Here is a 26,749-nt window from a genome sequence, read left to right as displayed (position 1 = left end):
GATGGGGGTCCCCCCTGCTCGAGCGAAGCCGAGAGCTTGGGGGAGGGGGTCCGGGGGCTGGCCCCCGATGCGGGGTCCAGGGGCGGCAGCCCCGGGCGGGGGCGCGGGGGCGCAGCACCCGGAGCCGTCCGCTGAGGACTTTCGGGAAGGGGCGGGGAGGGGAGAAGAACGCCTCCACCCACCCGGCCCGCGCCGTCGCGCGGATCAACCCGGCGCGGACGGGTGAAGCGGGCAGCGGCGGGCCAGGATAGGCGCATGGGATTCCATGTCGACTCCGAGACCGGCCGGCTGCGCCGCGTCATCCTGCACCGGCCGGATCTGGAGCTGAAGCGCCTCACCCCGAGCAACAAGGACGCCCTGCTCTTCGACGATGTGTTGTGGGTGCGCCGGGCCCGGCAGGAGCACGACGGCTTCGCGGACGTGCTGCGTGAACGCGGCGTCGAGGTGCACCTCTTCGGCGATCTGCTGCGCGAGACGCTTGAGGTGCCGGCCGCCAAGTCCCTCGTACTGGACCGGGTCTTCGAGGAGAAGGAGTACGGGCCGCTGGCCACGGACCCGCTGCGGGCGGCCTTCGAGGCCATGGCGCTGCCCGATCTGGAGGAGGCGCTGATCGGCGGGATGACGAAGCGGGAGTTCCTGGAGCGCAACGCGGAGCCGACCTCGGTGCGGTTCCACGCCATGGACCTGGACGACTTCCTCCTCAAGCCGCTGCCCAACCACCTCTTCACCCGCGACACCTCGGCGTGGATCTACGACGGGGTGTCGATCAACGCGATGCGCTGGCCGGCGCGGCAGCGCGAGACCGTGCACTTCGAGGCGATCTACCGGCACCACCCGCTGTTCACGAGCCCCGAGGCAGGCGCCTTCCACCACTGGTCCGAGGGGCAGAGCGACTACCCGTCGACGATCGAGGGCGGGGACGTCCTGGTCATCGGGCGGGGCGCGGTGCTGATCGGGATGAGTGAGCGGACCACGCCGCAGGCCGTGGAGATGCTGGCGCACAAGCTGTTCGCGGCGGGCAGCGCCACCACGATCGTCGCCCTCGACATGCCGAAGCGCCGGGCGTTCATGCACCTGGACACGGTGATGACGATGGTCGACGGCGACACGTTCACGCAGTACGCCGGGCTCGGCATGCTCCGCTCGTACACCATCGAACCGGGCGACGGGGACCGGGAGTTGAAGGTCACCGACCATCCGCCGGAGCACATGCACCACGCCATCGCGGCCGCCCTCGGCCTGGACGGCATCCGGGTCCTCACGGCCGTGCAGGACGTGCACGCCGCCGAGCGGGAGCAGTGGGACGACGGCTGCAACGTGCTCGCGGTCGAGCCGGGCGTGGTCGTGGCGTACGAACGGAACGCGACGACCAACACGCATCTCCGCAAGGAGGGCATCGAGGTCATCGAGATCCGGGGCAGCGAGCTGGGCCGGGGGAGGGGCGGCCCGCGCTGCATGAGCTGCCCGGTGGAGCGGGAGGCGGTCTAGGGGGCGTCTCCCTCTGAGACCACAGGCCGCCTGTATAAAAATGTTGATGGTCGTATAGACTTCCAGCGTTCCGAGATCAGAGTTCCGTCCCCGTCCCGTCAGGAGCGCTCATGGCCCCCGTACTCACCGGCCGCCCCTTCCTCAAGGAGCTGGACTTCACCGCCGAGGAGTTCCGTGCCCTGGTCGGCCTCGCGGCGGAGCTGAAGGCGGCCAAGGAGGCCGGGACCGAGGAGCAGCGGCTCAAGGGTAAGAACATCGCGCTGATCTTCGAGAAGACCTCCACGCGGACGCGCTGCGCCTTCGAGGTCGCCGCCGCAGACCAGGGCGCCTCCACCACGTATCTCGACCCCTCCGGCTCGCAGATCGGGCACAAGGAGTCCGTGAAGGACACCGCGCGGGTCCTCGGCCGGATGTTCGACGGCATCGAGTACCGCGGTGACCGGCAGGCGGCCGTCGAGGAGCTCGCCGAGTTCTCCGGCGTCCCGGTGTGGAACGGCCTCACCGACGACTGGCACCCGACGCAGATGCTCGCCGACGTCCTCACGATGACCGAGCACAGCGGCAAGCCGATCGACCAGTTGGTCTTCGCCTACCTCGGCGACGCCCGCTTCAACATGGGCAACTCGTACCTGATCACCGGCGCCCTGCTGGGCATGGACGTACGGATCGTCGCGCCCGAGGCGTACTGGCAGGCCGCGGAGATCGTCACGCGGGCGAAGGCGCTCGCCGAGGTCAGCGGCGCCACGGTCACGCTGACCGAGGACGTCGCGGAGGGCGTGCGCGGGGCGGACTTCGTCGCCACCGACGTGTGGGTCTCCATGGGGGAGCCGAAGGACGTCTGGGACGAGCGGATCAAGGCGCTCGGTCCGTACGCGGTCACAATGGACGTGCTGCGCGCCACCGGCAACGCGGACGTGAAGTTCCTGCACTGCCTCCCGGCCTTCCACGACCTGGGTACGAAGGTCGGCCAGGACATCTACGAGAGTCACGGCCTCAGCGCCCTGGAGGTCACCGACGAGGTCTTCGAGTCGGAGCACTCGGTCGTCTTCGACGAGGCGGAGAACCGGCTGCACACGATCAAGGCCGTGATGGTCGCGACGCTGGTCTGACGCGCACGGGGTGCGTACGGGTGCGTACGGGGGCGTACGGGGTACGTACAGGGGCGCGCACGGGGGCGCGTCGCTCAGTGGCCCCGGCCGCCTGCCCCGAGCGTGAACCACACCGCCTTGCCCGAGGTCGTCGTGCGGTGGCCGCAGTCCTGGCTCAGGGCGCGGATCAGGAGCAGGCCGCGGCCGTGCTCCTGCCACGGGTCCGGCTCCTCGAGCGGCGCGGCGCGGTCCAGGTTGCCGGGTGGGCGCGGGTCCGAGTCGTGGACCTCGACCTGGCAGCCGGTCGGCAGCAGCTCCACGACCAGCTCGATCGGGCGCAGCCCCACCGTGTGCTCGACGGCGTTGGCGACCAGCTCGGCCGTGAGGAGCTCGGCGGTGTCGCAGTCGGCGGGGTCGTCCAGCTCGTGCAGGGCGGTACGGACCAGAGCGCGGGCCACGGGTACGGCCGCCGTGGTGTGCGGAAGCGATATCCGCCACGAGGGGGCGGGCGGGGCGAGTGGCTGGTGCAAGGCGGTTCCGTTCGTGCTGCAGGCAGGCGGGTCGTCCTGCTTTCAACCGTATGAATGGTAAGCGGACACCTGTAGAGGCGTTGTGCGGGGCTCCGCAGGTCCGGAGCCCCGCAGGCCAAGGGACTTTCAGCAGCGGCCTATCGCGCACTCGTGACGACAGTCACGTATGAGTGATAACTTCGGTGCAGGCTTGCAAGGCTCCCGACCGACGACGACGGCCGACGGTTGACCGGCGACGGTGACCCACGACGGCCGAAGGAGGCCGCGCACGATGAGTCCCTTCACCGGATCCGCAGCACGCACCCCCGAGTGGCAGCACATCCGCCTCACCACGGACGACAGCGGCGTCGCCACCATCACCCTGGCCCGCCCCGACAGACTCAACGCGCTCACCTTCGGCGCCTACGCCGACCTGCGCGATCTGCTCGCCGAACTCTCCCGGGAGAAGTCCGTGCGCGCCCTCGTGCTCGCCGGTCAGGGGCGCGGCTTCTGCTCCGGCGGTGACGTCGACGAGATCATCGGCGCCACCCTCGCCATGGACACCTCCCAGCTCCTCGACTTCAACCGCATGACCGGCCAGGTCGTCCGCGCCCTGCGCGAGTGCCCCTTCCCGGTGGTCGCCTCCCTGCACGGGGTCGCCGCCGGAGCCGGGGCCGTGCTCGCGCTCGCCTCCGACTTCCGCATCGCCGACCCCACGGCCCGCTTCGCGTTCCTCTTCACCCGCGTCGGCCTCTCCGGCGGCGACATGGGCGCCGCGTATCTGCTGCCCCGCGTCGTCGGTCTCGGCCACGCCACGCGCCTCCTCATGCTCGGCGACACCGTGCGCGCCGCCGAGGCCGAACGCATCGGCCTCATCAGCGAGTTGACCGAGGAGGGCCACGTCGACGCACGCGCCCAGGAACTCGCCCACCACCTCGCCGAAGGCCCCGCCCTCGCGTACGCGCAGACCAAGGCGCTGCTCACCGCCGAGCTCGACATGCCGCTCGCCGCCGCCGTCGAGATGGACGCGGCCACCCAGGCGCATCTGATGAACGGCGCGGACTACGCCGAGTTCCACGCGGCGTTCACCGCGAAGCGCGCCCCCAAGTGGCAGGGGCGCTGACCATGGCGGCTCTGCGTGTCGCCGTCATCGGTGGCGGACCCGGCGGGCTCTACGCGGCGGCGTTGCTCAAACGCCTCGACCCGGCCCGCGAGATCACCCTGTGGGAGCGGAACGCGCCCGACGACACCTTCGGCTTCGGCGTCGTCCTCTCCGACGAGACCCTCGGCGGCATCGAACACGCCGACCCGGCCGTCTACGCCGCGCTGCAGGCCGAGTTCGTCCGCTGGGACGACATCGACATCGTGCACCGGGGCAGGCACCACACCTCCGGCGGCCACGGCTTCGCCGCACTCGGCCGCCGCCGCCTCCTCCAACTCCTGCACGCCCGCTGCCGCGAACTCGGCGTCGAGCTCCGCTTCTCCACCGAGGCCCCGCCCGCGGAAACCCTGAGCAGCGCGTACGACCTGGTCATCGCCGCCGACGGCGTGCACAGCGCGACCCGTACGGCACACGCCGAGGTGTTCCGCCCGCGGATCGAGGAGCACCGCTGCCGGTACATCTGGCTGGCCGCCGACTTCGCCTTCGACGCCTTCCGCTTCGAGATCGCCGAGACCGAGCACGGCGTGATGCAGCTGCACGGGTACCCGTACGAGCCGGAATCCTCCACCGTCATCGTCGAGATGCGCGAAGAGGTCTGGCGGGCCGCCGGATTCGAGGGGCTCGGGGAGGCGGAGTCCGTCGAACGGTGCGCGAAGTTCTTCGCCGACGCCCTCGAAGGCCGCCCCCTGCGCTCCAACAACTCCACCTGGACCACCTTCCGTACGGTCGTCAACGAGCGCTGGTCGTACGGCAATCGCGTGCTCATCGGGGACGCGGCCCACACCGCGCACTTCTCCATCGGCTCCGGCACCAAGCTCGCCGTCGAGGACGCGCTCGCCCTCGCCGCCTGCGTCGAGGAACAGCCCACGCTGCCCGAGGCCCTCGCCGCGTACGAGGCCGAGCGGCGCCCCGTGGTCGCCTCCACGCAGCGCGCTGCCCGCGCGAGCCTGGAGTGGTTCGAGGAGATCGGCCGGTACGTCGAGCAGCCGCCGCGGCAGTTCGCCTTCAACCTGCTGACCCGCAGCCGCCGGGTCACGCACGACAACCTGCGGCTGCGCGACCCGGAGTTCACGCGCAAGGTGGAGGACGAGTTCGGCTGCCCGCCCGGAACGCCGCCCATGTTCACGCCGCTGCGGCTGCGCGAGCTGGAGCTGCGCAACCGCGTCGTCGTCTCGCCGATGGACATGTACTCCGCCGTGGACGGCGTGCCCGGCGACTTCCACCTCGTCCACCTCGGCGCCCGCGCACTCGGCGGCGCCGGACTCGTCATGACCGAGATGGTGTGCGTCAGCCCCGAGGGACGGATCACGCCGGGCTGCGCCGGACTGTGGAACGCCGAACAGGCCGACGCCTGGCGCCGGATCACCGACTTCGCGCACGACCGGGCGCCCGGCACCGCCATCGGCCTGCAGCTCGGCCACAGCGGCCGCAAGGGCTCCACCAAACTGATGTGGGAGGGCATCGACGACCCCCTCGACGAGGGCAACTGGCCCCTGGTCGCCCCGTCCCCGCTCCCGTACCGCCCGGGCGTCAACCAGGTCCCGCGCGAGCTGACCACCGCCGAACTGCCCCTGATCCGCGAGGAGTTCACGCAGGCGGCCCGGTACGCGGCGGAGGCGGGCTTCGATCTCCTCGAACTCCACTGCGCCCACGGCTACCTGCTCTCCGGCTTCCTCTCCCCGCTCACCAACCGGCGCACCGACGCCTACGGCGGCTCCCTGGAGAACCGGCTGCGCTTCCCCCTCGAAGTCTTCGACGCCGTAAGGGAGGTGTGGCCGGACGAGCGGCCCATGACCGTCCGGATCTCCGCCACCGACTGGGCCGAGGGCGGCACCACCGCCGAGGACGCCGTGGCGGTCGCCCGCGCCTTCGCCGCCCACGGCGCCGACGCGGTGGACGTCTCGACCGGCCAGGTCGTCGCCGACGAGCAGCCCGCGTACGGCCGCTCGTACCAGACCCCGTACGCCGACCGGATCCGCGGCGAGGCCGGTATCCCGGTGATCGCGGTCGGGGCGATCTCGTCCTGGGACGACGTCAACTCCCTGATCCTGGCGGGCCGTACGGACCTGTGCGCCCTCGCCCGGCCGCACCTCTACGACCCGCACTGGACCCTGCACGCCGCCGCCGAACAGGGCTACACGGGGCCGGGCGTCCAGTGGCCGGCGCAGTACCGCGCGGGCAGCCGCCGCCCCCAGACCGGCCGCACGGACGGTCCGAAGCCACGGCTCACCCTGGACTGAACGCGGCGGCCGAACCCCCCTGACTGCCCTCGCCGCCAGGCGCGTTACAGTCGTCTGGCTATTTTGCAATGAGCACAACAATCATGGGGGAACAGTCGTATGCGTACGAACACCACCGCCCGGGCGATCGCGGCGGCGGCCGTCCTGACGCTCGCTCTGACCGCGTGCAACAACGACGAGGACCCGATGGGCGCGCCCACCACCCCGTCGAACGAGTCCTCCGAGTCCACCACCGGCGAGGGCACGACGGGCGGCGCGGGCGGTGCCGGTGACGCGGGCGCCGCCGAGGACGAGGGGCTCGCCCAGGCGATGGACCCGAGCGAGTCCGCCGAGGCGACGTTCGAGGACGACGGCGAGTCGACGAAGCTGGAGATCAAGCCGGAGAAGACCGTCAAGGGCTCCTGGGACGACTTCAAGGGCTTCGACCTGAAGGGCGTCGAGACCGAGGGCATGGTCCCGTACTACGTCACGATGTCCTTCACCTCGAAGGGCGGCGCCGAGCCGTGGATCCCGACCTGGGGCAACGAGGACGACGCGCTCGTCGGCCCCAACCAGCCGGCCCAGGGCATCAACATGCTCGACGACTTCGCCAAGTGCCCCGGCGTGGACCCGGACGTCCCGTCCGGCAAGTTCAAGAAGGGCACCACCGACCGGCCCTGCGACATCTTCGTCGCGCCCGAGGGCAAGCCGCTGTACGTGCGCTGGGGCGGCGACATCGAGGGCCAGAAGCCGCTGGTGTGGAAGGTCGCCGGCTGACCCCGCCGTGACCGGAGGCCCGCGCCGCACCCCGCCCTGACCGGAGGCCCGCGCCGCACCCCGCCCTGACCGGAGGCCCGCGCCGCACCCCGCGCGGGCCTCAACTCCCCGCGTTGTCCGGCGCGTTGCAGAACGCGGCCCCGGCCTCCCGCAGCCGCGCGTCCAGGGCCGCGAAGACCCGCGCCGACCGCTCGCCCGGCCAGTGGGGCGGCAACAGCGGCGCGGGCAGGCCCGGATCGACGTACGGCAGGTGGCGCCAGGTGTCCAGGGCCAGGAGATAGTCGCGGTACGCCGCCTCCGGCGGGGTGTCGTCGCGCGACTGCCAGGCGTGCAGGACCGGCTCGTGCGCCGCGAGGAACCGCTCGTGCCGCTCGGCGAGGGCGGCGAGGTCCCACCAGCGCGCCACCGCGTCGGCCGTCGCGGCGAACCCGAGGTGGTCGCCGCGGAACAGGTCGACGTACGCGGAGAGTTGGAGCCGCTCCAGGGTGTGCCGGGTCTCCTCGTAGAGCCTGGCGGGGGCGATCCACACGCCGGGCGCGGCGGTGCCGAAGCCGAGGCCGGTGAGCCGGGAGCGCAGCACATGCCGCTTCTGCCGCTCCGACTCCGGTACGGAGAACACCGCTAGCACCCAGCCGTCGCCGCCCCGCGGCTGCTCGCGCGGGTAGATCCGCCGGTCGCCGTCGTCCAGGAGCTGGCGCGCGTCCGCGGACAGGGCGTACCCGGCGGCGCCGTCGGCCGTGCGCTGCGGTTCGAGGAGGCCGCGCCGCTTGAGCCGGGACACCGAGGAGCGCACGGACGGCGCGTCGACGCCGACCGCGCCGAGCAGCCGGATGAGTTCGGCCACCGGTACGGGACCGGGCGTGCGACGGCCGTACGCGCCGTAGTACGTGACGATCAGGGACCGCGGAGTGTGCAGCTCTGCCACGTGATCACTCTAGAACCCTGCGTCCCGGCCGCGATCAGGGCGTCCGCAGGCGGAAGCGCTGCAGCTTCCCGGTGGGCGTGCGCGGCAGCGCGTCCGGGAAGACGATCTCGCGCGGGCATTTGTACGGCACCAGCTCGGCCTTCACGAAGTCCCGCAGCAGCGCGACGGTCGCCTCCGTGCGCGGCACCCCGTCCCGCAGCACCACATGGGCGACGACGCTCTGCCCGCGCAGCTCGTCCGGCCGGCCCACCACCGCCGCCTCCACGACGTCCGGGTGCCGAAGGAGCGCGTCCTCCACCTCGGGGCCCGCGATGTTGTACCCGGCCGAGATGATCATGTCGTCCGCGCGGGCCACGTACCGGAAGTAGCCGTCCGGCTCGCGGACGTACGTGTCCCCGGTGAGGTTCCAGCCGTCGCGTACGTACTCCCGCTGGCGCGGGTCGGCGAGATAGCGGCAGCCGACCGGGCCGCGCACCGCGAGCAGACCGGGCTCGCCGTCCGGCACGGGCTTCCCCTGCCCGTCGACGATCCGCGCCTGCCAGCCCGGCACGGGCAGACCGGTGCGGCCGGGGCGGATCGCGTCGTCGGCGGCGGAGATGAAGATGTGCAGCAGCTCCGTGGCGCCGATGCCGTTGATGATGCGCAGACCGGTCCGCTCCCGCCACGCGTCCCAGGTGGCCTCGGGCAGGTTCTCGCCCGCCGAGACGCAGCGCCGCAGCGAGGAGAGGTCGTAGTGGTCGACCTCGTCGAGGATCGCGCGGTACGCGGTCGGCGCCGTGAACAGGACCGACACCCGGTGCTCGGCGATCGCGGGCAACAGCTGCTTGGGGCCCGCCTGTTCGAGCAGCAGCGTCGAGGCGCCGACCCGCATCGGGAAGATCACCAGACCGCCGAGCCCGAACGTGAAGCCGAGCGGCGGGCTGCCCGCGAAGACGTCGTCCGGGGTGGGCCGCAGGACGTGCGCCGAGAAGGTGTCGGCGATCGCGAGGACGTCCCGGTGGAAGTGCATACAGCCCTTGGGCCGGCCGGTCGTCCCGCTGGTGAACGCGATCAGGGCCACGTCGTCCGCGGCAGTGTCCACGGCGGTGAACCCGCCATCCTGCCGGGCCGCCCTCTGCACGAGGTCGTCCGGGCCCTCACCACCGAACGGCGTGATCCGCAACCCGGGGACCTCCGCCCTGGCCAGGTCCTCGACGTGCCGCGCGTCGCACAGCGCGTGCTCGACCCGGGCGATCTCGCAGACCGTGGCCAGCTCGGCGGCCCGCTGCTGCGCGAGCACGGTGACGGCGACCGCGCCCGCCTTCAGGACGGCCAGCCAGCAGGCCGCGAGCCAGGGCGTGGTCGGCCCGCGCAGGAGCACGCGGTTGCCGGGCCGCACACCGAGCTCGCCGGTGAGCACCCGCGCGATGCGGTCCACCCGGTCCTGGAGCTCGCCGTACGACCAGACCGTGCCGGTGGGGGTGCGGAACGCGGGGCGGTCCGCACCGAGGCGGTCCGCCGTGCGGTCCAGGAGTTCGGTCGCGCTGTTCAGTCGCTCCGGGTACTGCAGCTCGGGCAGTCCGAAGTCCAGGTGCGGCCACTGGTCGTGCGGGGGAAGGTGGTCGCGGGGGAAGGTGTCGGCGTGGGCCGAGGTTGTCAGCTCCATCGTGCGCCCCTCAGAAGTGCCGAGGACGGTGGTGGCGTCGCCCATCGAGCGTATCGTGTTGGTGACGACAGTCAACGCATCGCGATAACTCCGCCGCAAGGAGGCGTGTCGGTGTCAGAATTCGCGCTCGATCCGAAGGAACTCCAGTGGTGTGCCGAGCTGCGCGCCCTGGCCGCCGAGCGCCTGCGGCCGTTGGCCGAGGACGGGGAGCCGGGCCGCATCAACCGCCCGCTGGTCCGGGCCCTTGGCGAACTCGGCCTGCTGGAACGGCTGTTCAGCTCCGGCTCGCTCGAACTGTGCCTGATGCGCGAGTCCCTCGCGTACGGCTGTACGGAGGCCGAGACCGCGCTCGCGCTGCAGGGCCTGGGCGCACACCCCGTGCACGCGCACGGCTCGCCCGCCCAGCGCGCCCGCTGGTTGCCGCAGGTCAGAGAGGGGAGCGCGGTCGCCGCCTTCGCGCTGAGCGAGCCGGACGCGGGCTCCGACGCGGCGGCCCTCGCGCTCGCCGCGGAACGGGACCCTGGGTCGGGGTCGGGGTCGGGGTCGGGGTCGGGGTCGGGGTCCGGGTCCGGGGCCGGGGCCGGAGGCGGGTCCAGGTCCGGGTCCGGGGGCGGGGAGGGGGACGGCTGGCGGCTCACCGGCGAGAAGTGCTGGATCTCCAACGCCCCCGAGGCCGACTTCTACACCGTCTTCGCCCGCACCACGCCGGGCGCGGGCGCCCGAGGCGTCTCGGCCTTCCTCGTCCCCGCGGACCGCCCCGGCCTCACCGGCACCCCGCTCGACATGATCTCCCCGCACCCCATCGGCACCCTCACCTTCGACGGCGTGCGGGTGAGCCGCGACGACCTGATCGGCGAGGTCGACCGCGGTTTCCGCGTCGCGATGGGCACGCTCAACCTGTTCCGGCCGAGCGTCGGCGCGTTCGCGGTCGGGATGGCGCAGGCGGCGCTCGACGCGACCGTCTCTCACACGTCCCAACGCCGGGCGTTCGGCGGCACGTTGAAGGACCTGCAGTCGGTGGCCCACCAGGTCGCCGAACTCGCCACCCGCACCGAGGCGGCCCGCCTCCTCGTGTACGCGGCCGCCGCGGCGTACGACCGCGGTGATCCCGACGTGCCCCGACGTGCCGCGATGGCGAAACTCCTCGCCACCGAGACCGCACAGCAGGTCGTCGACGCGGCCGTCCAACTCCACGGCGCCCGCGCCCTGCAGCGCGGCCATCTGCTCGAACACCTCTACCGTGAGGTCCGCGCCCCGCGCATCTACGAGGGCGCCACGGAGGTCCAGCGCACCATCATCGCCAAGGAGCTGTACGCGCAGCTCGCCGAGGAGGCCGCCGAGTGAGCCCGGAACGCGTCAACCCCGCCGAACTCTCCCCGCCCACCGGCTTCTCGCACGCCGTCACCGCCACCGGTTCCCGGCTCGTCTTCCTCGCGGGCCAGACGGCCCTCGACCCCGACGGCAAGCCCGTCCCCGGCACGCTCCCGGAGCAGTTCGAGCGCGCCCTCGGCAACCTGCTGACGGCCCTCCACGCGGCGGGCGGCACGCCCTCCCACCTCGCCCGCGTCACGGTCTACGCCACGGACGTCGCGGACTACCGCGCCCACGCTCCCGAACTCGGCCGCATCTGGCGGAGGTTGGCGGGCCGCGAGTATCCCGCGATGGCGGTCATCGGGGCGGTGCGGTTGTGGGACGAGGAGTGTTTGGTTGAGCTGGACGGGGTGGCGGTGCTGGAGTAGGGCGCGGGGGCTTTGTTTCCCCTACCCGCCCCTTCCCGAAAGTCCTGCCGGACGGGCCTCCTCAAACGCCGGAGGGGCTGAAAAATCAGCCCCTCCGGCGTTTGAGATGGGGGTCCCCCCTGCTCGAGCGAAGCCGAGAGCTTGGGGGAGGGGGTCCGGGGGCTGGCCCCCGTGCCGACGGCAGTCTTTCGGGAAGGGGCGGGTTAGGGGACAGAAGGAGCGGGGCCGGGGGCGGCAGCCCCAGGTACCCCGCCCCGCCCCGGACGGCGGTGCGGACCCGTCACCCCGTAGTGCGCAACGTCAACCCATACGCCTGCAGCAACGGATTGATCGGCTGGTGGAACGTCGTGCCGCCCGAGCGGCAGTTGCCCGAGCCGCCCGACGTCACCCCCTGCGCCTGGCTGCCCGAGATGTACGAGCCGCCGGAGTCACCCGGCTCGGCACACACCGAGGTGCGCGTCACCCCGCTGATCGTTCCCTCGGGGTACGTGACGCTCGTGTTGTGCTGCTGGATCGTGCCGCAGTGCCAGCCCGTGGTCGAGCCCGAACGGCAGATGGACGCGCCGACCGGCTGCTGCGTCGACCCGGTCACCCGGACGTTCGCGCCGCCCTGCCCCTTCACGTAAGGCGTCGCGGTCCACTGCGAGTTGGTCGCCACCCATGCCATGTCCCGGCCGGGGAACGTGGACGCCTGGAACGTGCCCTGCGCGACCTGGTTGTAGCCGCTGGTGGTCGTCCCCGGCCGGCCGCAGTGCCCCGCCGTGGCGAAGCCCTGCTGATCGCCCTTGGTGACCGGGAACCCGACCGAGCAGCGCCCGCTGCCGTTCATGTAGTACGCGTCGCCGCCCCGCAGGTCGTACAGCGCGCGCGGCCGCTGCGTGGTCGAGTCGATCCGCGCCATCGAGGGCCGCACCTCCGCCGCGGCCAGGAACTTCTCGGCTGCCTCGGCCCGAACGGCCTGGACGACAACGGAGTTGGAGCGTACGTCCACGTACCAGACGGGCGCGTCCCGTGTGTCGCTCGCGCGGGCCGCCTTGTCGAGCCTGGCCTTCGCGGCGTCCAGGTCGGCCAGCGCGTGCCGCACGACCTCGGCCCGTGCGCCCTGCGCGGTGATGGCCCGCACGTCGGCGGGGTCGGTGGTCGCCACGGTCAGGCGCGCGGAGTCGGCGCCGGACACCCAGGCGCCCGCGAAGTCGCCGCCGAGGGCGGACCGCAGCCGGCCCGAAACGGCCCCCGCCTCGGCCTCGTTGACGAGCCGGTCCTCGGCCTGCGCGCGGGTCAGGCCGAGGTCGCGGCTCATCGCGTCGAGTACGGCGGGGGAGGTGCGGTCGACGTTCTGGGTGTCGGCCGCGGAGGGCGCGGCGGATACCGGATCGGGCTGAGCGGTGGCCGGACCGGCGAGGGCGAGCGCGCCGACCGTGACGAGGGCGGCACACGCGGCCAGGGCATGTCTGCGGAGCAGGAGCATGGGGACTCTCCTCGGAATCGGTGGGGGACGTGCCGAAACCTAGGAGCCCCGACAGAGCGCCGGGAGCTGTCAGTTGACCCTCTGCCCGGTGTTATGCCCCCGGTCCCGGCCGTCCGGGCGGGTCAGCCAGGCCGTGTAGCTGTCGCTGCGCGCGGCGGCGGTCGCGTGCGCGGCGCAGGTCTGCGTGAACACCGACGAAGCCGGCTGCGCGGGCTGCGCCGCCGGGTGCCAGCCCAGCAGATGCCGCCAGGTGAGCGGCGACCCGGTGAGCGGCCGCGTGACCATCCCGGGCGTGGTCGGGAACGTCGCCCGGCACAGCCCCACCGCCCGGCCGACCTGCACCAGATGCACGCAGGACGCGGTGTCCGTCTCGTACACCCCGGCGGGTGTGAAGCCCGCGCGGGCGCAGGCGGCGGCGAAGCAGTCGGCGAAGCAGCCGTCGCCCGGTACGTCCGTCCAGTCCTCGGCGGCCAGATCGGCCAGCTCGACCTCGCTCCGGCCGGCCAGCGGATGGCTGTCGGCGAGCATCACGAACACCGGGTCGACGGCCACCTCCCGCCACACCAACGTCCCGCCACCGGGCGGCGGCGCGACCCCGCAGGCCCCGATCAGCGCGAAGTCGAGCCGCCCCGCCACCACGTACTCGGCGATCTCGCGCTCCGACCAGGACGTACGCGTCGACACCCGCTGCCCCGGCGCCGAGTCCGCGAGCCGGTCCACGAGCCCGCCGAGCAACGGCCCGTGCGTACCGCCGATGGTCAGCTCGCCCCGTCGGTCCCAGGTCCGCGCGAACCGCACGGCCTCCTGCTGCAGCTCGCTCACCGCGGGCAGCACGATCCGCGCCCGCGCGAGCACCAGCTCCCCGAGCGCGGTCGCCCGCACGCCCTGCCGCCCGCGCTCGAACAGCGGCCCGCCGAGGGCCCGTTCGATGCGTTTCAGCTGCGTACTGAGCGCGGGCTGGGCGAGCCCGAGAGCGGTGGCCGCCCGGGTGAGGCTGCCCGCGTCGGCGATGGCCCGGATCGTCTTGAGGTGACGCAACTCAAGCTCCATGAGGGGAGCTTGAGGGCTGCGCCCGGGTCTGGGCAAGAGTCTGGTCCAGACCTACGAAGGAAGCCGGGGGTGCGCACGGCTCCCGCATCCGAACTCCTGACTCTGGCAGCGGAAGCATGCGTGAGGGGCGGGGAGCACACCCGGCGCTAAGACCTCCGCTCCTGGGCCGCCCGCTCCGCTCTGGAGATCCCATGCCTGGCCAACGCCGAGACAACCCGCGCCCTGAGGGATCGCCCCCCACTTCGGCCCGTTGGCCGTGCAGGTGTGGGTGGCTGCGGCAGGCGCCTGCTGACCACTTGCTGACTTGTCTGACGGTGCGTCAGCGTCAGATCACCTGTCTGGGGGTGGCAGGGTGATGCTCAGGTTGTTCTGTCGACGTCGGCGGCCTTGCTGCTGGCGTCGGACGGGACCTGGCTGTGTGGGACGTTGATGTTTCGTCAGTGGGGCGGTTGATTGATTCCGGCGGGGCATAGGTGTGCCAGCTGGGTTCAGGTGGCGAGGGTGCGATCGAGGGCGTTTCTGGCTCGTGTGAGGGATGCGGGCATGAGGTGTCGGTAGGCGCGGTAGGTGGTTTCGGTGTTGCGTTGGCCGAGCCATCCTGCCGGTGGAGTAGTCGACGATCTGGCGTTGCCAGGCGCGCCGGTTCTCGGCGTATTCGGCGAAGGTCATCCGCACCGTCCGCTACCAGGATCAGACAGGTCGGCAACGCGGGGAAAGCGGATTGGAGTGCATGCCGGGGTGTCGTCCGTACCAGCGAGCGTGCGGCCCTCCGAGGCTTGTGCGGGCTCGTGCGCCGGGCGTGTCTGGTTGGCCGTCGACTCTGCGTGCGCCCCTTCCGGCCCTGCACGCGCGCTTCCGTCTCGAAATGCCCCCTGCGCGCGCCCAATCAGGCACCGGATCCGGGCTCGTCGTCGTTCGAGAAAGCGCGGCGTCGAGAATGCTGTCCGCGCGTCGGTCCGCTAGAGCGCTGCCAGTTCGTTGGTGAGGTCGTCGAGTCCGAGGGGCCCCTGGGACAGTGCTGCCATGTGCCAGGTCTTGATGTCGAATCGGCCGCCGTGCCGGGTGTGTGCATGGTGGGCCGCCGCCCGGCCGCTCAGCCAGGCCCGTTCGCCGAGTTCGTAGCCGATGGCCTGGCCGGGGTTGCTCTGGTAGCGCAGGAGTTCGGCGTCGATGAACGAGCGGGGGCGGGCGCAGTTGCGCCGCAGGAATGCTCCCGCCGCTTGGGGGGTCCACCGTTCTCCGGACCGGGGGGGCGGCGTCGTCGGGTATGGGCAGGCTCAGGTGGATGCCGATGTCGATGATGACGCGGACGGTGCGCAGCATCTGGGCCTGGAGGTAGCCGAGGCGGTAGTCGGGGCGGGTCAGGAAGCCGAGTTCGTCCATGAGACGTTCGGCGTACAGGGCCCATCCTTCGACGTTGGCGTTGACGACACCGGTGGAGGATTGGAAGCGGGTGAGCCGGTCCGTGCCGACGTGGGTCCACTGCGCGACTTGTAGGTGGTGGCCGGGCACACCGCACAGGAGCCTGTCCTGCCATGACCAACCTGTCCTTCGCTTCCGCAACAGAACTCACCGCCCTCATACGGCGCCGCGAGCTGTCGCCCGAAGAGCTCATGCGCCACACCCTGGACCGGATCGAAACCGCCGACACCGAGCTCAACTCCGTCGTCGCCCTGGACGCCGAACGGGCACTCACCGAAGCCGCCTCCCTCACCGCACGGATCGCCCGCGGCGAAGACACCGGCCCTCTCGCCGGCCTGCCCGTCCTCGTCAAGGACCTCGAAGACGCGGAAGGCTTCCCCACCAGCCGAGGCACCAGCGCCTACCGCGACAGCCTTCCGGCCACCCATGACAGCATTCACGTCGCCCGACTGCGCGCCGCCGGCGCCTTGATCATCGGCAAACGAACCTGCCCCCGATCGGCGCCGGCGTACACACCGCCAACGACGCCTTCGGCATCACCCGCAACCCATGGAACCTGGAACGGACACCAGGCGGTTCCAGCGGCGGCGCCGCAGCAGCCGTGGCAGCCGGGCTCATTGCGCTCGGCACCGCCGGAGACGGCGGCGGCTCCACCCGCATTCCCGCGGCACTGTGCGGAATCGTCGGCCTCAAGCCGAGCCGGGGCCGTATCCCTCAAGGCCCCTCCCGCCAGCCGTGCTGGCCGCAGCACGCATGCCTCACCGGCATGGCCCGCACCGTCCACGACACCGCACTGCATCTCGACGTCGCCGCCGGCTACCACCCGGCCGACCCGAACTCACTGCCCGCACCGACAACCCCGTACATGGACAGCCTCGACAAGCCTCTGCCCGTGCTGCGCGTGGGAGTCCTGCGCACCCTCGGCATATCCTCCCCCCGGCCCGAGATGCTGCATGCCCTGGAGCGAGCGGCCGACCTCCTGCGAGACCACGGCCACGACGTCCAGGACGACGAGTTGGGATTGCCCGGGGCCGCAGACTTCCCCGCACCCTTCCTGCTGCGCCAGAAAGTCCTGGCCTGCAACCGACTCCTCGGCGTCCTCGACGACTTCACCGCCCGACGCGGCGACTTCGAACCGTGGTTCGCCGACGTACTCGATACAGGCCGCACCCTCACGCTCAACGACTTCGCCGCCTACTGGACGCACCGGGGGCAGCTCGACCAGTGGACGGCCGAGCTCTTCGAACGGTACGACCTGCTGCTCATGCCGACCGTACCCACCACCGCATGGCCCGCGGAGGGCCCGGATGTGGCGGCGGTGCATGAGGGGACCCTTCCGATCGCGTACACCTCCGTCTTCAACGACACCGGCCACCCAGCGATCAGCATCCCCGCCGGCCTGGGCCCCAGCGGACTGCCCTGCGCCGTGCAACTCATCGCTCCACACCACCGCGAGGACCGCGCACTCGGCGCCGCCCAGGTGATCGAGGCCGCCCTGGGCACGCTGCGCCCGTCAGCCTTCGCCAGTCCCGCCTGATTCCCCAGTCCTCACGTCGGTCTTGTGCCACGCATACGGACAGATCGATCATGTCCAGCACGCCGCCCGCTCCCACCGCGCCGAAGGGGGAGCCTCACCACGAGTTGGGCCACGGGTGACAGGACCGTGCCCGCGCAGGCGCCGGTCACGGGCCGTCCAGGGCGGCGAAGCGAGCGTCACGTCGTCAGCGCCGAGGCTCCTCAGTGGCGGGCTCCTCGGCAAGCAGTTTCGCTGCCACGGCGGAGTCGGTGACCAGTGACGTGATCACTCCACCGCGCAGGGCCGCCCGTACGGCGTCGGTCTTGGCTTCGCCGCCCGCCACCGCGATCACTTCCGGGATGCGTACGAGGTCGGCGTAGGGGATTGCCATGGTGCGTTCGGTGAGGGTCGAGCGGACCGGGCGGCCGTCGGCGTCGAGGGGGATCGAGCAGATCTCGCAGACGGTGTCGAGGCTGTCGAGTTCGGCGCGTTCGCTCTCGGTGAGGACGCGGTGGACCTGGGATCCGGTCGGGTCCCAGGCGCCGACGGCGACGGCCGCGACCGTGATGGTGCGCCAGCGGGAGACGGCGGCCTGGATGCCCTGCTGGCGCTGCATGACGCGCAGGGCCTCGGGGTCGGAGGCCACCAGCGGCGCGTAGATGGGGTGGTGTGGGCCGCCGGAGACCGAGGTCAGGCGGCGGACCAGGTCCACGGAGCTGGCGTGGATCGCTCCGGCGATGCCGGTCATCTGCACGATCCGGCAGGGCGGCAGGCCGTTCACCCGTTGGGCCATGGCGTCGAGCGTGCGGCCCCAGGCGACGCCGAGCACGTCGTCCTCCGTCACGATCTCCGTCAGCAGGTCGGCGGCCGCGCGGCCGAGGGCGGCGCGCAGCGCGGGCACGTCGTCGAAGGGGCCGGACGCCACCAGGGCGTGCTTGAGCCGGAAGTGCGTACGCAGCCGCTCGGACAGCTCGGTGTCCATCGCGGCGCCGCCGTTGATCTCGACCCGGACGATGCCCTCGGTGCGGCACGCCTCCAGGATGCGGGCCACCTTGTACCGCGAGAGGCCGTGGAAGTCGGCGATCTCGACCTTCGTCATGCCCTCCACGTAGTACTGCCGCGCGATCGCCGTCGCCTGGACGAGCTCTGCCGGACCCATATGGCCTCCTCTGGCTTCCTCTGGCTTCGTCTGGCTTCGTCTGGCTTCCACCGTGTAATGCGATCACCAGCCTACCGCCACCTCGCGCCCATATGGGCGGGGGTTTTGACGTATGGGCAACGCGAGCATTTCATGTCGGTGAAACACGGCCGGGCCGAGCGCCCTCAGGGCCGTCCTCGAAGTGGAGGAGGAGAAGTGGACACTGTTGAACGGCATGCGAGCCGGGAATCACACAGTTCCGCAGTCATCACCAGCACCCCGACGGGCCCGCCGCCCGCGAACAGCGCGCGCTTCATGCTGTTCGTGGTCGCCATCGCGGCGCTCGGCGGACTGCTCTTCGGGTACGACACCGGGATCATCTCGTCGGCGCTGCTCGACGTCAGCGCCGAGTTCGGGCTCGGCACGTTCGGCAAACAGTTGGTGACCAGCGCGATCCTGGTCGGCGGCATCGTCGGCGCGCTCGGCAGCGGGCCGATCTCCGACCGGTTCGGACGCAGGCGCACGGTCCTCGCGGTGGCGATCCTCTTCGTGGTCGGCGCGATCGGCACCGCCGTCGCGCCCGACGCCGCCTCGCTCGTCATCACGCGGTTCGTGCTCGGCCTCGCCGTCGGCGCGGTCACGCAGATCCTGCCCGTATACATCGCCGAGGTCGCACCGGCCGAGCGCCGCGGTTCCCTCGTGGTGCTGTTCCAACTGATGATCGCGGGCGGCCAGTTGGTCTCCTATCTGGTCGGCTACGGCATCCAGGGGCACTGGCGGTGGATGTTCGCGCTCGCCGTCATACCGGGTGTCGTGCTCTTCGCCGGAATGCTCAGACTTCCCGAGAGCCCGCGCTGGCTCGTATCCCAGGGGCGCCAGGACGAGGCGCGCGGCGTTCTTGCCCGGATCCGCGGGGACCACGCCACCGCCGCCCGGGAAGTCACCGAGATCGAGTCGGTGCACCAGGAGGCGGGCGGCAGCTGGGCCGACCTGCGTCAGCGCTGGGTGCGCCCCGCGCTTACCGCCGCCGTCGGCATCTCGGTCCTGTGTCAGCTGACCGGCATCAACGCGGTGATCTACTACGCGCCGACCATCCTCACCGACTCCGGCTTCGGCAAGTCCGCCTCGATCCTCGCCACCATCGGGGTCGGCGTGGTGCTCGTCGCGATGACCGTCGTCGGCACCTTCATGGTCGACCGGGTCGGACGCCGACGGCTCCTGCTGCTGTTCATCCCCGCCTCGGTCGTCGCGCTCGTCGTCCTCGGCGCCGCCTTCATCGGGGGAGACCCCACGGGCGGAGAGCGCTGGGTGGTCGTGGCGGCCATGCTCGCGTACATCGCCTTCAACGGCGGCAGCCTCTCCGTGGTCATCTGGCTGCTGAACTCGGAGGTCATCCCGCTCGCCGTACGCGGCAAGGGCACCGGACTCGCCTCCGTGTCCATGTGGACGTCCGACCTCCTGGTCAGCCTCACCGCCCTCTCCCTGATCGGCGCGATCGGCGCCTCGGGCACCTTCTGGCTGTACGGGGCCGTCTCCGTGTTCGCGTTCTTCTTCGTCCTGCGCTGCGTCCCGGAGACCAAGGGGCGCACTCTGGAAGAGATCGAGAACTCGCTGCACGACGGCACCTTCCAGCCGCGCGCCGCCCGCCGGACCGTCGGTCAGTAACCGATCTACGTAGCAAAGGAGTTCTCCCCGTGCCTGTAGTCGTCGGGGTCGACAGCTCGACCCAGTCGTGCAAGGTCGAACTGCGCGATCTGGACAGCGGACGGCTGCTGGGCAGCGGCTCGGCGCCGCACCCGCCCGCGTTCGCGCCCCGCAGCGAGCAGCATCCGTCGAAGTGGTGGAGCGCGTTCGAGCACGCCCTGGACGCGGCGGTGACGCACGCCGCCGTCGACAGGACGGACATCGCCGCGATCTCCGTCGCCGCGCAGTGCCACGGCCTGGTGCCGCTTGACGTCGACGGCGAGGTGATCCGCCCGGCCAAGCTCTGGAACGACACCACGAGCGCGCCCCAGCTCGACCGGCTGCGCGCGCGGATCGGCGCGGACTCCTGGGTGAAGGCGGTCGGCTCGCTGCCGACGTCCGCGTTCACGCTGAGCAAGCTCGCCTGGTTCGCCGAGCACGAGCCGGAGAACTTCGCCCGCCTCGCCCGCATCTGCCTGCCGCACGACTGGCTGACGCTGCGCCTGTCCGGCCGGCACGTCACCGACCGCTCCGAGGCATCCGGTACGGGCTACTGGAGCGCCGCGGAACACCGGTATCTGGACGAGTACCTCGCACTCGTCGACCCGGTACGCGACTGGTCCTCGACGCTGCCCGAGGTGCTCGGCCCGGACGAGCCGGCCGGTGGCATCACGCCGCAGGCCGTGAGCGCCCTCGGTCTGCGTCCGGACGTCGTCATCGGTCCGGGCGGTGGTGACCAGCACGCGGCCGGGCTCGGGCTCGCGGTCGAGCCCGGCGACGTCGTCTACACCATCGCCACCTCGGGCGTCGTCTTCACCACCTCCCTGGACCCGGTCTTCGACACCTCCGGGCTCGTCGACGGCGTCGCCGACTGCGCCGGTGGCTACCTGCCGCTGGTGTCCACGCTCAACGCCGCCCGCGTCACCGACTGGGCTGCCGGAATCCTCGGCGTCGACCACAAGGAACTGGGCCGCCTCGCGCTCACGGCGGACCCGCTGCGCTGCCCGGTGCTCGCGGCGTTCCTCGACGGCGAACGCAAACCGAACCGCCCCACCGCCAGCGGCATGCTCGCCGGGATCACCTCCGCCACCACCCGCGAGGAGATCGCCCGAGCCGCGCACGACGGCGTCGTACTCGGCCTGCTGCGCGGCGAGGCGAACATGAACGCCGCAGGCATCGCCACCTCAGGGAAGGTCCTGATCACCGGCGGCGGCGCACGCTCGGCGGCGTACCGGCAGATCCTCGCCGATCTGACGGGCCGCGAGGTGGTCATCGCCGACCCCGCGGACGCCGACGAGGCGACCGCCCGCGGCGCCGCCATCCAGTCCGCGGCCGTACTCACCGGCACCGGCGTACGCGAGCTCCGCCAGGCATGGGCGCCGCGCACCGAAACCGTCGCGACGCCTCGCCCCGGTACCGCCGACCTGCGCGAACAGCTCCTCGACCGGTATCTGACCGTCGCCGACTGGACCGGCTTCGACGGGCAGGCGCAACGATGACCGGCCTGTCTGCCTGCACGGCCACCTGTCCGTTCAACACGGAACTGGCCGACCGGGTACGGAACAGCCCCGGCGCCGCCCTGGCCGGGAGCCTGTACGCGGTCCCGCCCCAACACCGCCCGGCCGCCGCCCAGTTGCTCGCCGACCAGCAGCACTGGGTGCACGCCGACGTCTTCGCAGACCGGCGCACCGGAGTCGGCGTCGACCAGATCCGCGACCTCGCCGACGCCGGGACCGGCCCCGTCGACGTCCACCTGCTGACAGCGGGCGCCCTGGACGCGCTGGACGCCGTCAGCCGCCCCGGGATCGCCCGCATCACGTTCCCGTACGAGGGCGTGCCGGACGCCCCGGCCGTGGCCGAGACCATCCGCGCGAGCGCCGTCAGCCCCTGGCTCGCCCTCGCCCCGGACACGTCCCTTGAGTCGTGCGCCGACGTCCTGCCGTACGTCGACGGGCTGCTCGTGATGCTCATCGAGCCCGGCACCCGCGGCAGTTCGGACCCGGCACTGCTCGGCAAGGTCCGCCAGGCCGCGCCCACCACCCCGGTCGGAGTCGACGGCGGCGTCGGCGAGGACAACCTCGACCGCGTGCTCGCCGCCGGCGCGACCTACATCGTCATCGGACGGCGCCTCTTCGACCTCACCACGCCATCCCGCAAGGAGGACACCCCATGAGCACGACCATCGGCAGCGCGGTCACCGGAAGCACGGTCACCGGAAGCGCGGACATCCCCCGCACCATGCGCGCCTCCGTCCTGGTCGCCAAGGGCCGGATCCGCGTCGAGGAACGGCCGGTGCCGGTCCCCGCCGACGACGAAGTCCTCATCCAGGTGGCGTCCGTCGGCGTCTGCGGCTCGGACGTGCACTACTACCGCGAAGGCCGGATCGGTGACTTCGTCGTAGACGCGCCCCTCGTCCTCGGCCACGAGGTCTCGGGCCGCGTCGTCGCCGTCGGAGCGGCCGTGCCCGACACCCGGATCGGCGAGCGCGTCGCGATCGAACCGCAGCGCCCCTGCCGCGTCTGCGCCCAGTGCGCGGCGGGCCGCTACAACCTCTGCCCGCACATGGAGTTCTACGCGACCCCGCCGGTCGACGGCGCGTTCCAGGAGTACGTGACCATCCAGGCGCCGTTCGCCCACCCCGTGCCGGACACGCTCACCGACGACGTCGCCGCGCTCCTCGAACCCCTCTCGGTCGGCATCTGGGCCAGCCGCAAGGCCGAAGTCGCCCCCGGATCACGGGTGTTGATCGCAGGAGCTGGACCGATCGGCGTCATCGCCGCCCAGTCCGCGAAGGCGTTCGGCGCGAGTGAGGTGATCGTCTCCGACCCGGTGGCCGAGCGGCGCGCGATGGCCGAGCGGTACGGCGCGACGAGCACGCTCGACCCGATGACCGACTCCGTAGCCGACCTCGGCGTGGACGCCTTCATCGACTGCTCCGGCGCCACCCCGGCCGTCCGGTCCGGCATCACGGCGGTACGCGGCGCGGGCACCGTCGTACTCGTGGGCATGGGCGCCGACGACGTGCCCCTGCCCATCCCGGTGATCCAGAACCGCGAACTCAAGGTGACCGGCGTCTTCCGCTACACCGACACCTGGCCCGTCGCCGCTCAGCTGGCCGCGGCCGGGCAGGTCGACCTGGGCTCGCTCGTCACCGGCCGCTTCGACCTCGACCACGCCGAGGACGCGCTCAACGCCGACCTCACCCCAGGCTCCCTCAAGACGGTTGTGTACCTGTGAACGAATCCACCATGAACACCTCCACCAGTTGGTTCACGGTGCGGGACGAGATCTCCGGCGCACTGTCGGAGGTCTCCGATGCCCAAATGGCCCGCGCCGCAGCCATGTTCACCGTCCAGGGGCGCCGCTGGTTCTGCTCCGGGCAGGGCCGCTCGGGGCTCGTCGCGCAGATGTCCGCGATGCGCCTGATGCACGCAGGCTTCGAGGCACACGCCGTCGGGGAGGCCACCGCGCCGTCGATCGGCGAGGGCGATGGGCTGATCATGATCTCCGGATCCGGCGAGACGCCCGTGACCCTCCACCTCGCCCACCTGGCCCGCGCCTCGGGGGCGCACCTGCTCGCCGTGACGACCCGCGGCGACAGCTCTCTCGCCGGCCTCGCGAACGCCGTGATCGAGGTGCCGACGGCCGGGTCGAACCAGTTCGGCGGCTCGCTGTTCGAGCAGAGCGCACTGCTGCTGCTCGACGCGCTGATCCTCGACATCACGGCCGCGACCCCCGGCGTCCACGGCGCGATGCAGGCACGGCACACCAACCTGCAGTAGGCGGGGCCCATTTCACGTCCCGCGCTGTCGCCCTGCGGGGCCGTACGCAATCGCCGGACGGTTCGAATCGAGGCGTCCGGCGATCGAGTACGTACGCCCCGGTCCTTACGAGCGCACTGCGCCCGCCCGCCGCCCGAGATCGGCCAGGGCAGGGGACACCTCGTCGAGCAAGGCCGGGCCTGCGAGCCGGTCCGGAAGATGAGCGACGAGGGCGAGTGCGGATTCGCCTATGGAGAAGCCGAGTTCGGCCTCGGGGAACATCGGTATAGCCGTTGGCGCCGCCGGGATGCCTTGGCCGCCGTCGAGGGGCTGGCAGCGGGCGAGGAGCTGGTGGTGGACGGCCGGGGTGGTGCTGACGCGCAGGGTGTATCCCTGGCCGCGCCCTTACGGTGACGCCCTGGTCGAGTACGGCTCGTTCGGCGGGATCCAGCTCGGCGGCGCGGAGGAAGTCGGCGACCTTGCCTGGCATGTTGAGGGTGACCGGCAGCTCCGGGGCAGGGACGTCTTCCTGACCGTCGGTGATGTGCTAACGCGGCACCGGGCACATCCTCGACGTGCTCGATGTCCTCCACCGCGACCGCCTCGCCCTGCACATCCACGACGCCGCGTTCTCCGCGATGGACCTAACGAGGCGGAACATCTCGGAGATGTGCACGATGTCGCCCGGGCGCGCGCGTAGTTCAGCAGCTCGCGGAACTTCGGGCGCTGGAGGGGGTGGAGGCGGCTGGAGCTTCCCGGGTCCTCCTCGAAGACGACCGGGTCCTCGACCCCGGCTGCGTCCAGGACGAGGTTCTGCCGGGCGGTCGACCGATCGAGCCGTCATACCTTGCTGCGGCATCCGGCGAGGAGGAGGGCGACCATGTCCTTGGCGTCGGCCTGGCCGTAGTCGGGGCCGGTGATGCAGATGTTTCCGATGGCGCGCAGGAGCGTGTAGGCGGCGACACCGGGGCGCAGTTCCTCGGTGGCGGCGCAGGCGTCCAGCAGGGACGCGCAGGCCGGGACCAGGGTGTCGAGCATGAGGGCGTGGAGGTTCTCCAGTCCTGGGTCACCGGACCCCAGCGCCGCGCTGAGGCCGTGCTTGGTCACCAGGAAGTCCACGAACGCGTCCGTCCACAGGGCCAGAGCGGTGAACGGCGAGGCGGATTCCTCAAGAAGCCGGGGCGCGAGAGCGGTGCAGGCGTCGATCTGGTGCCGGTAGACGGCAGTGACGAGATCCGCGCGGGTCGGGAAGTTGCGGTAGACCGTGCCGACACCGACGCCGGCGCGTTCGGCGATGTCGCGGACGGGCGCCTGGATGCCCCGGTCCACGAAGACTGCCGCAGCGGCCTCCAGCACACCACTGCGGGTGCGCTGAGCCTGTGCTTGGCGTACCCCGACCGACTCCGGCACGGATGCCTCCCATTGCTCGCGGAACAACGTTCCGCTAATTTGGCGGAACAGCGCTCCGCCAAATTATGGCATCCCGGTACTCATAGAAAGTGCAGGACCCTCATGTCCTCGTCCCACTCGCTCAGCCAGCAGATCGTCTCGGTCAAGCCCATCGTTGTTCCCTCGCCCGGGCGCGGCATTGACCTTCAGGTAAAGGTCACCGCACCCCGGTCGGGCCGGAACCTGCCTGTGATCGTTTTCTCCCACGGGAACGCGTGGTCACTGGACGGGTACGAGCCCCTCGTCGACCGGTGGGCCGCCGCCGGATTCGCCGTGGTGCAGCCCACCCACCTGGACTCCCGGCGCAACGCCATCGCCTGGGACGACCCCCGCTTCGCCACCATCTGGCGCGTACGGATCACCGACCTGCACGCAGTCCTCGACCACCTCCCAGAGATCCTGGCCCAGGCAGGCCTGGAGACCCGCGCCGACCGTGAGCGCACTGCCGTGGTCGGCCACTCCTGGGGCGCCCAGACCGCAGGCGCCCTCCTCGGTGCGCGCGTGCTGGACGCCGAGGGTGTCGCGGGCCAGGACTTCTCCCACCCCGCGGTTTCGGCCGGCGCGCTGATCGGGGCGACGGGGACCGGCGACACCCTCACCCCGTTCGCCGCCGAGAACCTTCCGTTCATGAAGCCGGACTTCTCCACCATGACCACCCCGGCCCTGGTCGTCGCGGGCGGCAAGGACGACTCGCAGCTCTCCACCCGCGGGCCGGAGTGGTTCACCGACGCCTACCACCTCAGCCCGGCGCCCAAGAGCCTGCTCAGCATCACCGAGGCCGAGCACACCATGGGCGGAATCGTCGGCGAGAAGGTCGCCGAGACCACCGACGAGGACCCCGCCCGTGTCGCCCGCACAGCCGATACGATCTCCGCCTACCTCCGCGCAGCCCTCCACCTCGACGACGCCAAGTGGACCGCCCTCAACAGCACCGCCGAAAGCAGCGACGGTACGTGGAGCCTCACCAGCAAGTGAGCTCAGCCTGAAGCCTGACCGCCGGGGCGCACTCGGCGGTCAGCAGCGAGCGGGGCGGAGTTCGGCACCGAGGCGGCGCCGACGCGCACATTGGGCCGCTTCCCGGTGCGAGCCGGGCCCCGTACCACTGGTGCGACTGGTCCTGCTCTCGTGCGTGCTGCTGTCTGGGTCGCCGAGCAGTACGACTGTCTGGGCCGCCGAGCAGTACGACGCCAACGCTGTCCCGCCCTGCGGCCGCCGCCTCGGCCAGGGGCTCGCTAGGAGTGTCCGTATCAGCTCCCTGGTGGGCGTACCGGGCGGGCAGGGCACGTGCGGATTCCTCGGGCAGGTGACGCGCAGGAAGGCGAGGCCCCCGCCCTGTCGGACAGCGGATGCACCGGTCCCGTACGCGGGGTGAGCAGCAGCGGATGCTGTCCCATCCGTACCTCGACGCAGACGCTCTGGAATCCGGGCGCGCGCACCACGGAGACGGTGTGCCCGGCGAGGGCGGCCGTCTGCGCGAGAGCCGGAACGTGCGGTCGATCAGCGGACCGTTGCCCGGCAACTCCGCGACCCTTGGGCCCGGTTGAAGCTGTCCGTCGGCGCCGCGGCCGAACAGGTTCTCTGCTTAGACCGTGTCCTACATGGTCAGTTTGAGGAGCCGTTTGTAGCAGCAGAGCGCGGCTGCCAGTCCGAGGAAGGCCAGGTAGTTGCCCGGTTTCCGTTCGTAGCGGTGGTTGAGTCTGCGGTAGCCGG

At 71.7% G+C, this 26,749-nt stretch carries 21 protein-coding genes and 3 pseudogenes; 14 read left to right on the top strand and 10 right to left on the bottom strand.

Annotated features, from left to right (window positions below):
- Positions 1-255 precede the first annotated feature (255 nt).
- Positions 256-1,488 carry an arginine deiminase gene (locus QIT00_RS08800; RefSeq protein WP_282534579.1) on the top strand — a complete coding sequence of 411 codons (1,233 nt, stop codon included), beginning with the start codon at positions 256-258 and terminating at the stop codon, positions 1,486-1,488.
- Between the two features lie 110 nt (positions 1,489-1,598).
- Complete coding sequence (gene argF, locus QIT00_RS08795) at positions 1,599-2,597, top strand: ornithine carbamoyltransferase (protein WP_282534578.1); 999 nt, start codon at positions 1,599-1,601, stop codon at positions 2,595-2,597.
- A 74-nt stretch (positions 2,598-2,671) separates the two neighbouring features.
- Here the strand turns inward: argF and QIT00_RS08790 are convergent, their stop codons facing one another.
- Positions 2,672-3,106 carry an ATP-binding protein gene (locus QIT00_RS08790; protein ID WP_282534577.1) on the bottom strand — a complete coding sequence of 145 codons (435 nt, stop codon included), beginning with the start codon at positions 3,104-3,106 and terminating at the stop codon, positions 2,672-2,674.
- 271 nt (positions 3,107-3,377) lie between these two features.
- Here QIT00_RS08790 and QIT00_RS08785 point away from each other — a divergent pair, with 271 nt between their 5' ends.
- The 3 genes from QIT00_RS08785 to QIT00_RS08775 all read left to right on the top strand — a co-directional run bounded on the left by QIT00_RS08785 (position 3,378) and on the right by QIT00_RS08775 (position 7,243).
- Complete coding sequence (locus QIT00_RS08785; protein ID WP_282534576.1) at positions 3,378-4,208, top strand: enoyl-CoA hydratase family protein; 831 nt, start codon at positions 3,378-3,380, stop codon at positions 4,206-4,208.
- Positions 4,209-4,210: 2 nt separating this feature from the next.
- Complete coding sequence (locus tag QIT00_RS08780; protein WP_282534575.1) at positions 4,211-6,487, top strand: bifunctional salicylyl-CoA 5-hydroxylase/oxidoreductase; 2,277 nt, start codon at positions 4,211-4,213, stop codon at positions 6,485-6,487.
- Positions 6,488-6,586: 99 nt separating this feature from the next.
- Positions 6,587-7,243, top strand: a complete 657-nt coding sequence (locus QIT00_RS08775) for a hypothetical protein (RefSeq protein ID WP_282534574.1) — start codon at positions 6,587-6,589, stop codon at positions 7,241-7,243.
- Positions 7,244-7,343: 100 nt separating this feature from the next.
- Here QIT00_RS08775 and QIT00_RS08770 read toward each other — a convergent pair whose 3' ends face one another.
- Entirely contained in the window at positions 7,344-8,168 is an 825-nt protein-coding gene (locus QIT00_RS08770; RefSeq protein WP_282534573.1) for a PaaX family transcriptional regulator, read from the bottom strand.
- A 34-nt stretch (positions 8,169-8,202) separates the two neighbouring features.
- Positions 8,203-9,813 (bottom strand): AMP-binding protein, encoded by a 1,611-nt coding sequence (locus QIT00_RS08765; RefSeq protein WP_282534735.1) that lies wholly within the window; start codon positions 9,811-9,813, stop codon positions 8,203-8,205.
- 111 nt (positions 9,814-9,924) lie between these two features.
- On the opposite strand from QIT00_RS08765, the gene QIT00_RS08760 reads away from it, so the two are divergent.
- Both QIT00_RS08760 and QIT00_RS08755 read left to right on the top strand, forming a co-directional pair.
- Positions 9,925-11,157: an acyl-CoA dehydrogenase family protein gene (locus QIT00_RS08760; protein ID WP_282534572.1), complete on the top strand. Its 1,233-nt coding sequence runs from the start codon at positions 9,925-9,927 to the stop codon at positions 11,155-11,157.
- A complete protein-coding gene (locus tag QIT00_RS08755; RefSeq protein WP_282534571.1) occupies positions 11,154-11,552 on the top strand; it encodes a RidA family protein in 399 nt (132 codons plus the stop codon). The genes QIT00_RS08760 and QIT00_RS08755 overlap by 4 nt, the downstream gene beginning before the upstream one ends.
- A gap of 280 nt (positions 11,553-11,832) precedes the next feature.
- Here the strand turns inward: QIT00_RS08755 and QIT00_RS08750 are convergent, their stop codons facing one another.
- From QIT00_RS08750 to QIT00_RS08740, 3 genes and pseudogenes are all read right to left on the bottom strand, one after another.
- Complete coding sequence (locus tag QIT00_RS08750; protein WP_282534734.1) at positions 11,833-13,014, bottom strand: S1 family peptidase; 1,182 nt, start codon at positions 13,012-13,014, stop codon at positions 11,833-11,835.
- A 75-nt stretch (positions 13,015-13,089) separates the two neighbouring features.
- On the bottom strand, positions 13,090-14,070 hold the full coding sequence (locus QIT00_RS08745) for a LysR family transcriptional regulator (protein WP_282534570.1): 981 nt from the start codon (positions 14,068-14,070) through the stop codon (positions 13,090-13,092).
- Positions 14,071-15,029: 959 nt separating this feature from the next.
- Positions 15,030-15,585 (bottom strand): annotated as a pseudogene (locus QIT00_RS08740) (DUF885 family protein); the annotation flags it as partial.
- 20 nt (positions 15,586-15,605) lie between these two features.
- On the opposite strand from QIT00_RS08740, the pseudogene QIT00_RS08735 reads away from it, so the two are divergent.
- A pseudogene (locus tag QIT00_RS08735) lies at positions 15,606-17,029 on the top strand (amidase).
- A gap of 184 nt (positions 17,030-17,213) precedes the next feature.
- Here the strand turns inward: QIT00_RS08735 and QIT00_RS08730 are convergent.
- A complete protein-coding gene (locus QIT00_RS08730; RefSeq protein WP_282534569.1) occupies positions 17,214-18,167 on the bottom strand; it encodes a sugar-binding transcriptional regulator in 954 nt (317 codons plus the stop codon).
- A 195-nt stretch (positions 18,168-18,362) separates the two neighbouring features.
- On the opposite strand from QIT00_RS08730, the gene QIT00_RS08725 reads away from it, so the two are divergent.
- The 5 genes from QIT00_RS08725 to QIT00_RS08705 are packed head-to-tail and all read left to right on the top strand — an operon-like array spanning position 18,363 to position 23,611.
- Complete coding sequence (locus QIT00_RS08725) at positions 18,363-19,811, top strand: sugar porter family MFS transporter (RefSeq protein ID WP_282534568.1); 1,449 nt, start codon at positions 18,363-18,365, stop codon at positions 19,809-19,811.
- A gap of 29 nt (positions 19,812-19,840) precedes the next feature.
- Positions 19,841-21,328 carry a xylulokinase gene (gene xylB, locus QIT00_RS08720; protein WP_282534567.1) on the top strand — a complete coding sequence of 496 codons (1,488 nt, stop codon included), beginning with the start codon at positions 19,841-19,843 and terminating at the stop codon, positions 21,326-21,328.
- A complete protein-coding gene (locus QIT00_RS08715; protein WP_282534566.1) occupies positions 21,325-22,002 on the top strand; it encodes a beta/alpha barrel domain-containing protein in 678 nt (225 codons plus the stop codon). Before xylB ends, QIT00_RS08715 begins: the two co-directional genes overlap by 4 nt.
- Positions 21,999-23,066 (top strand): NAD(P)-dependent alcohol dehydrogenase, encoded by a 1,068-nt coding sequence (locus QIT00_RS08710; RefSeq protein WP_282534565.1) that lies wholly within the window; start codon positions 21,999-22,001, stop codon positions 23,064-23,066. Before QIT00_RS08715 ends, QIT00_RS08710 begins: the two co-directional genes overlap by 4 nt.
- 11 nt (positions 23,067-23,077) lie before the next feature.
- Entirely contained in the window at positions 23,078-23,611 is a 534-nt protein-coding gene (locus tag QIT00_RS08705) for an SIS domain-containing protein (RefSeq protein WP_282534564.1), read from the top strand.
- Between the two features lie 105 nt (positions 23,612-23,716).
- Here QIT00_RS08705 and QIT00_RS08700 read toward each other — a convergent pair whose 3' ends face one another.
- Positions 23,717-23,872, bottom strand: coding sequence for a hypothetical protein (locus QIT00_RS08700; protein ID WP_282534563.1), 156 nt, complete (start codon positions 23,870-23,872; stop codon positions 23,717-23,719).
- Positions 23,873-24,430: 558 nt separating this feature from the next.
- The gene (locus tag QIT00_RS08690; protein ID WP_282534562.1) at positions 24,431-25,000 is read right to left on the bottom strand and encodes a TetR/AcrR family transcriptional regulator; all 570 of its coding nucleotides are present in this window, start codon (positions 24,998-25,000) and stop codon (positions 24,431-24,433) included.
- 102 nt (positions 25,001-25,102) lie between these two features.
- Here QIT00_RS08690 and QIT00_RS08685 point away from each other — a divergent pair, with 102 nt between their 5' ends.
- Entirely contained in the window at positions 25,103-26,014 is a 912-nt protein-coding gene (locus tag QIT00_RS08685) for an alpha/beta hydrolase family protein (protein WP_282534561.1), read from the top strand.
- A gap of 619 nt (positions 26,015-26,633) precedes the next feature.
- Here the strand turns inward: QIT00_RS08685 and QIT00_RS08680 are convergent.
- Positions 26,634-26,749: pseudogene (locus QIT00_RS08680) on the bottom strand (IS5/IS1182 family transposase); the annotation flags it as partial.

Source organism: Streptomyces luteolus (assembly GCF_029968015.1).
In the GTDB taxonomy this organism is placed as follows: Bacteria; Actinomycetota; Actinomycetes; order Streptomycetales; family Streptomycetaceae; genus Streptomyces; species Streptomyces luteolus.
Note: the sequence above shows the minus strand (reverse complement) of the source record. Positions and strands in the feature narration are given on the sequence as shown.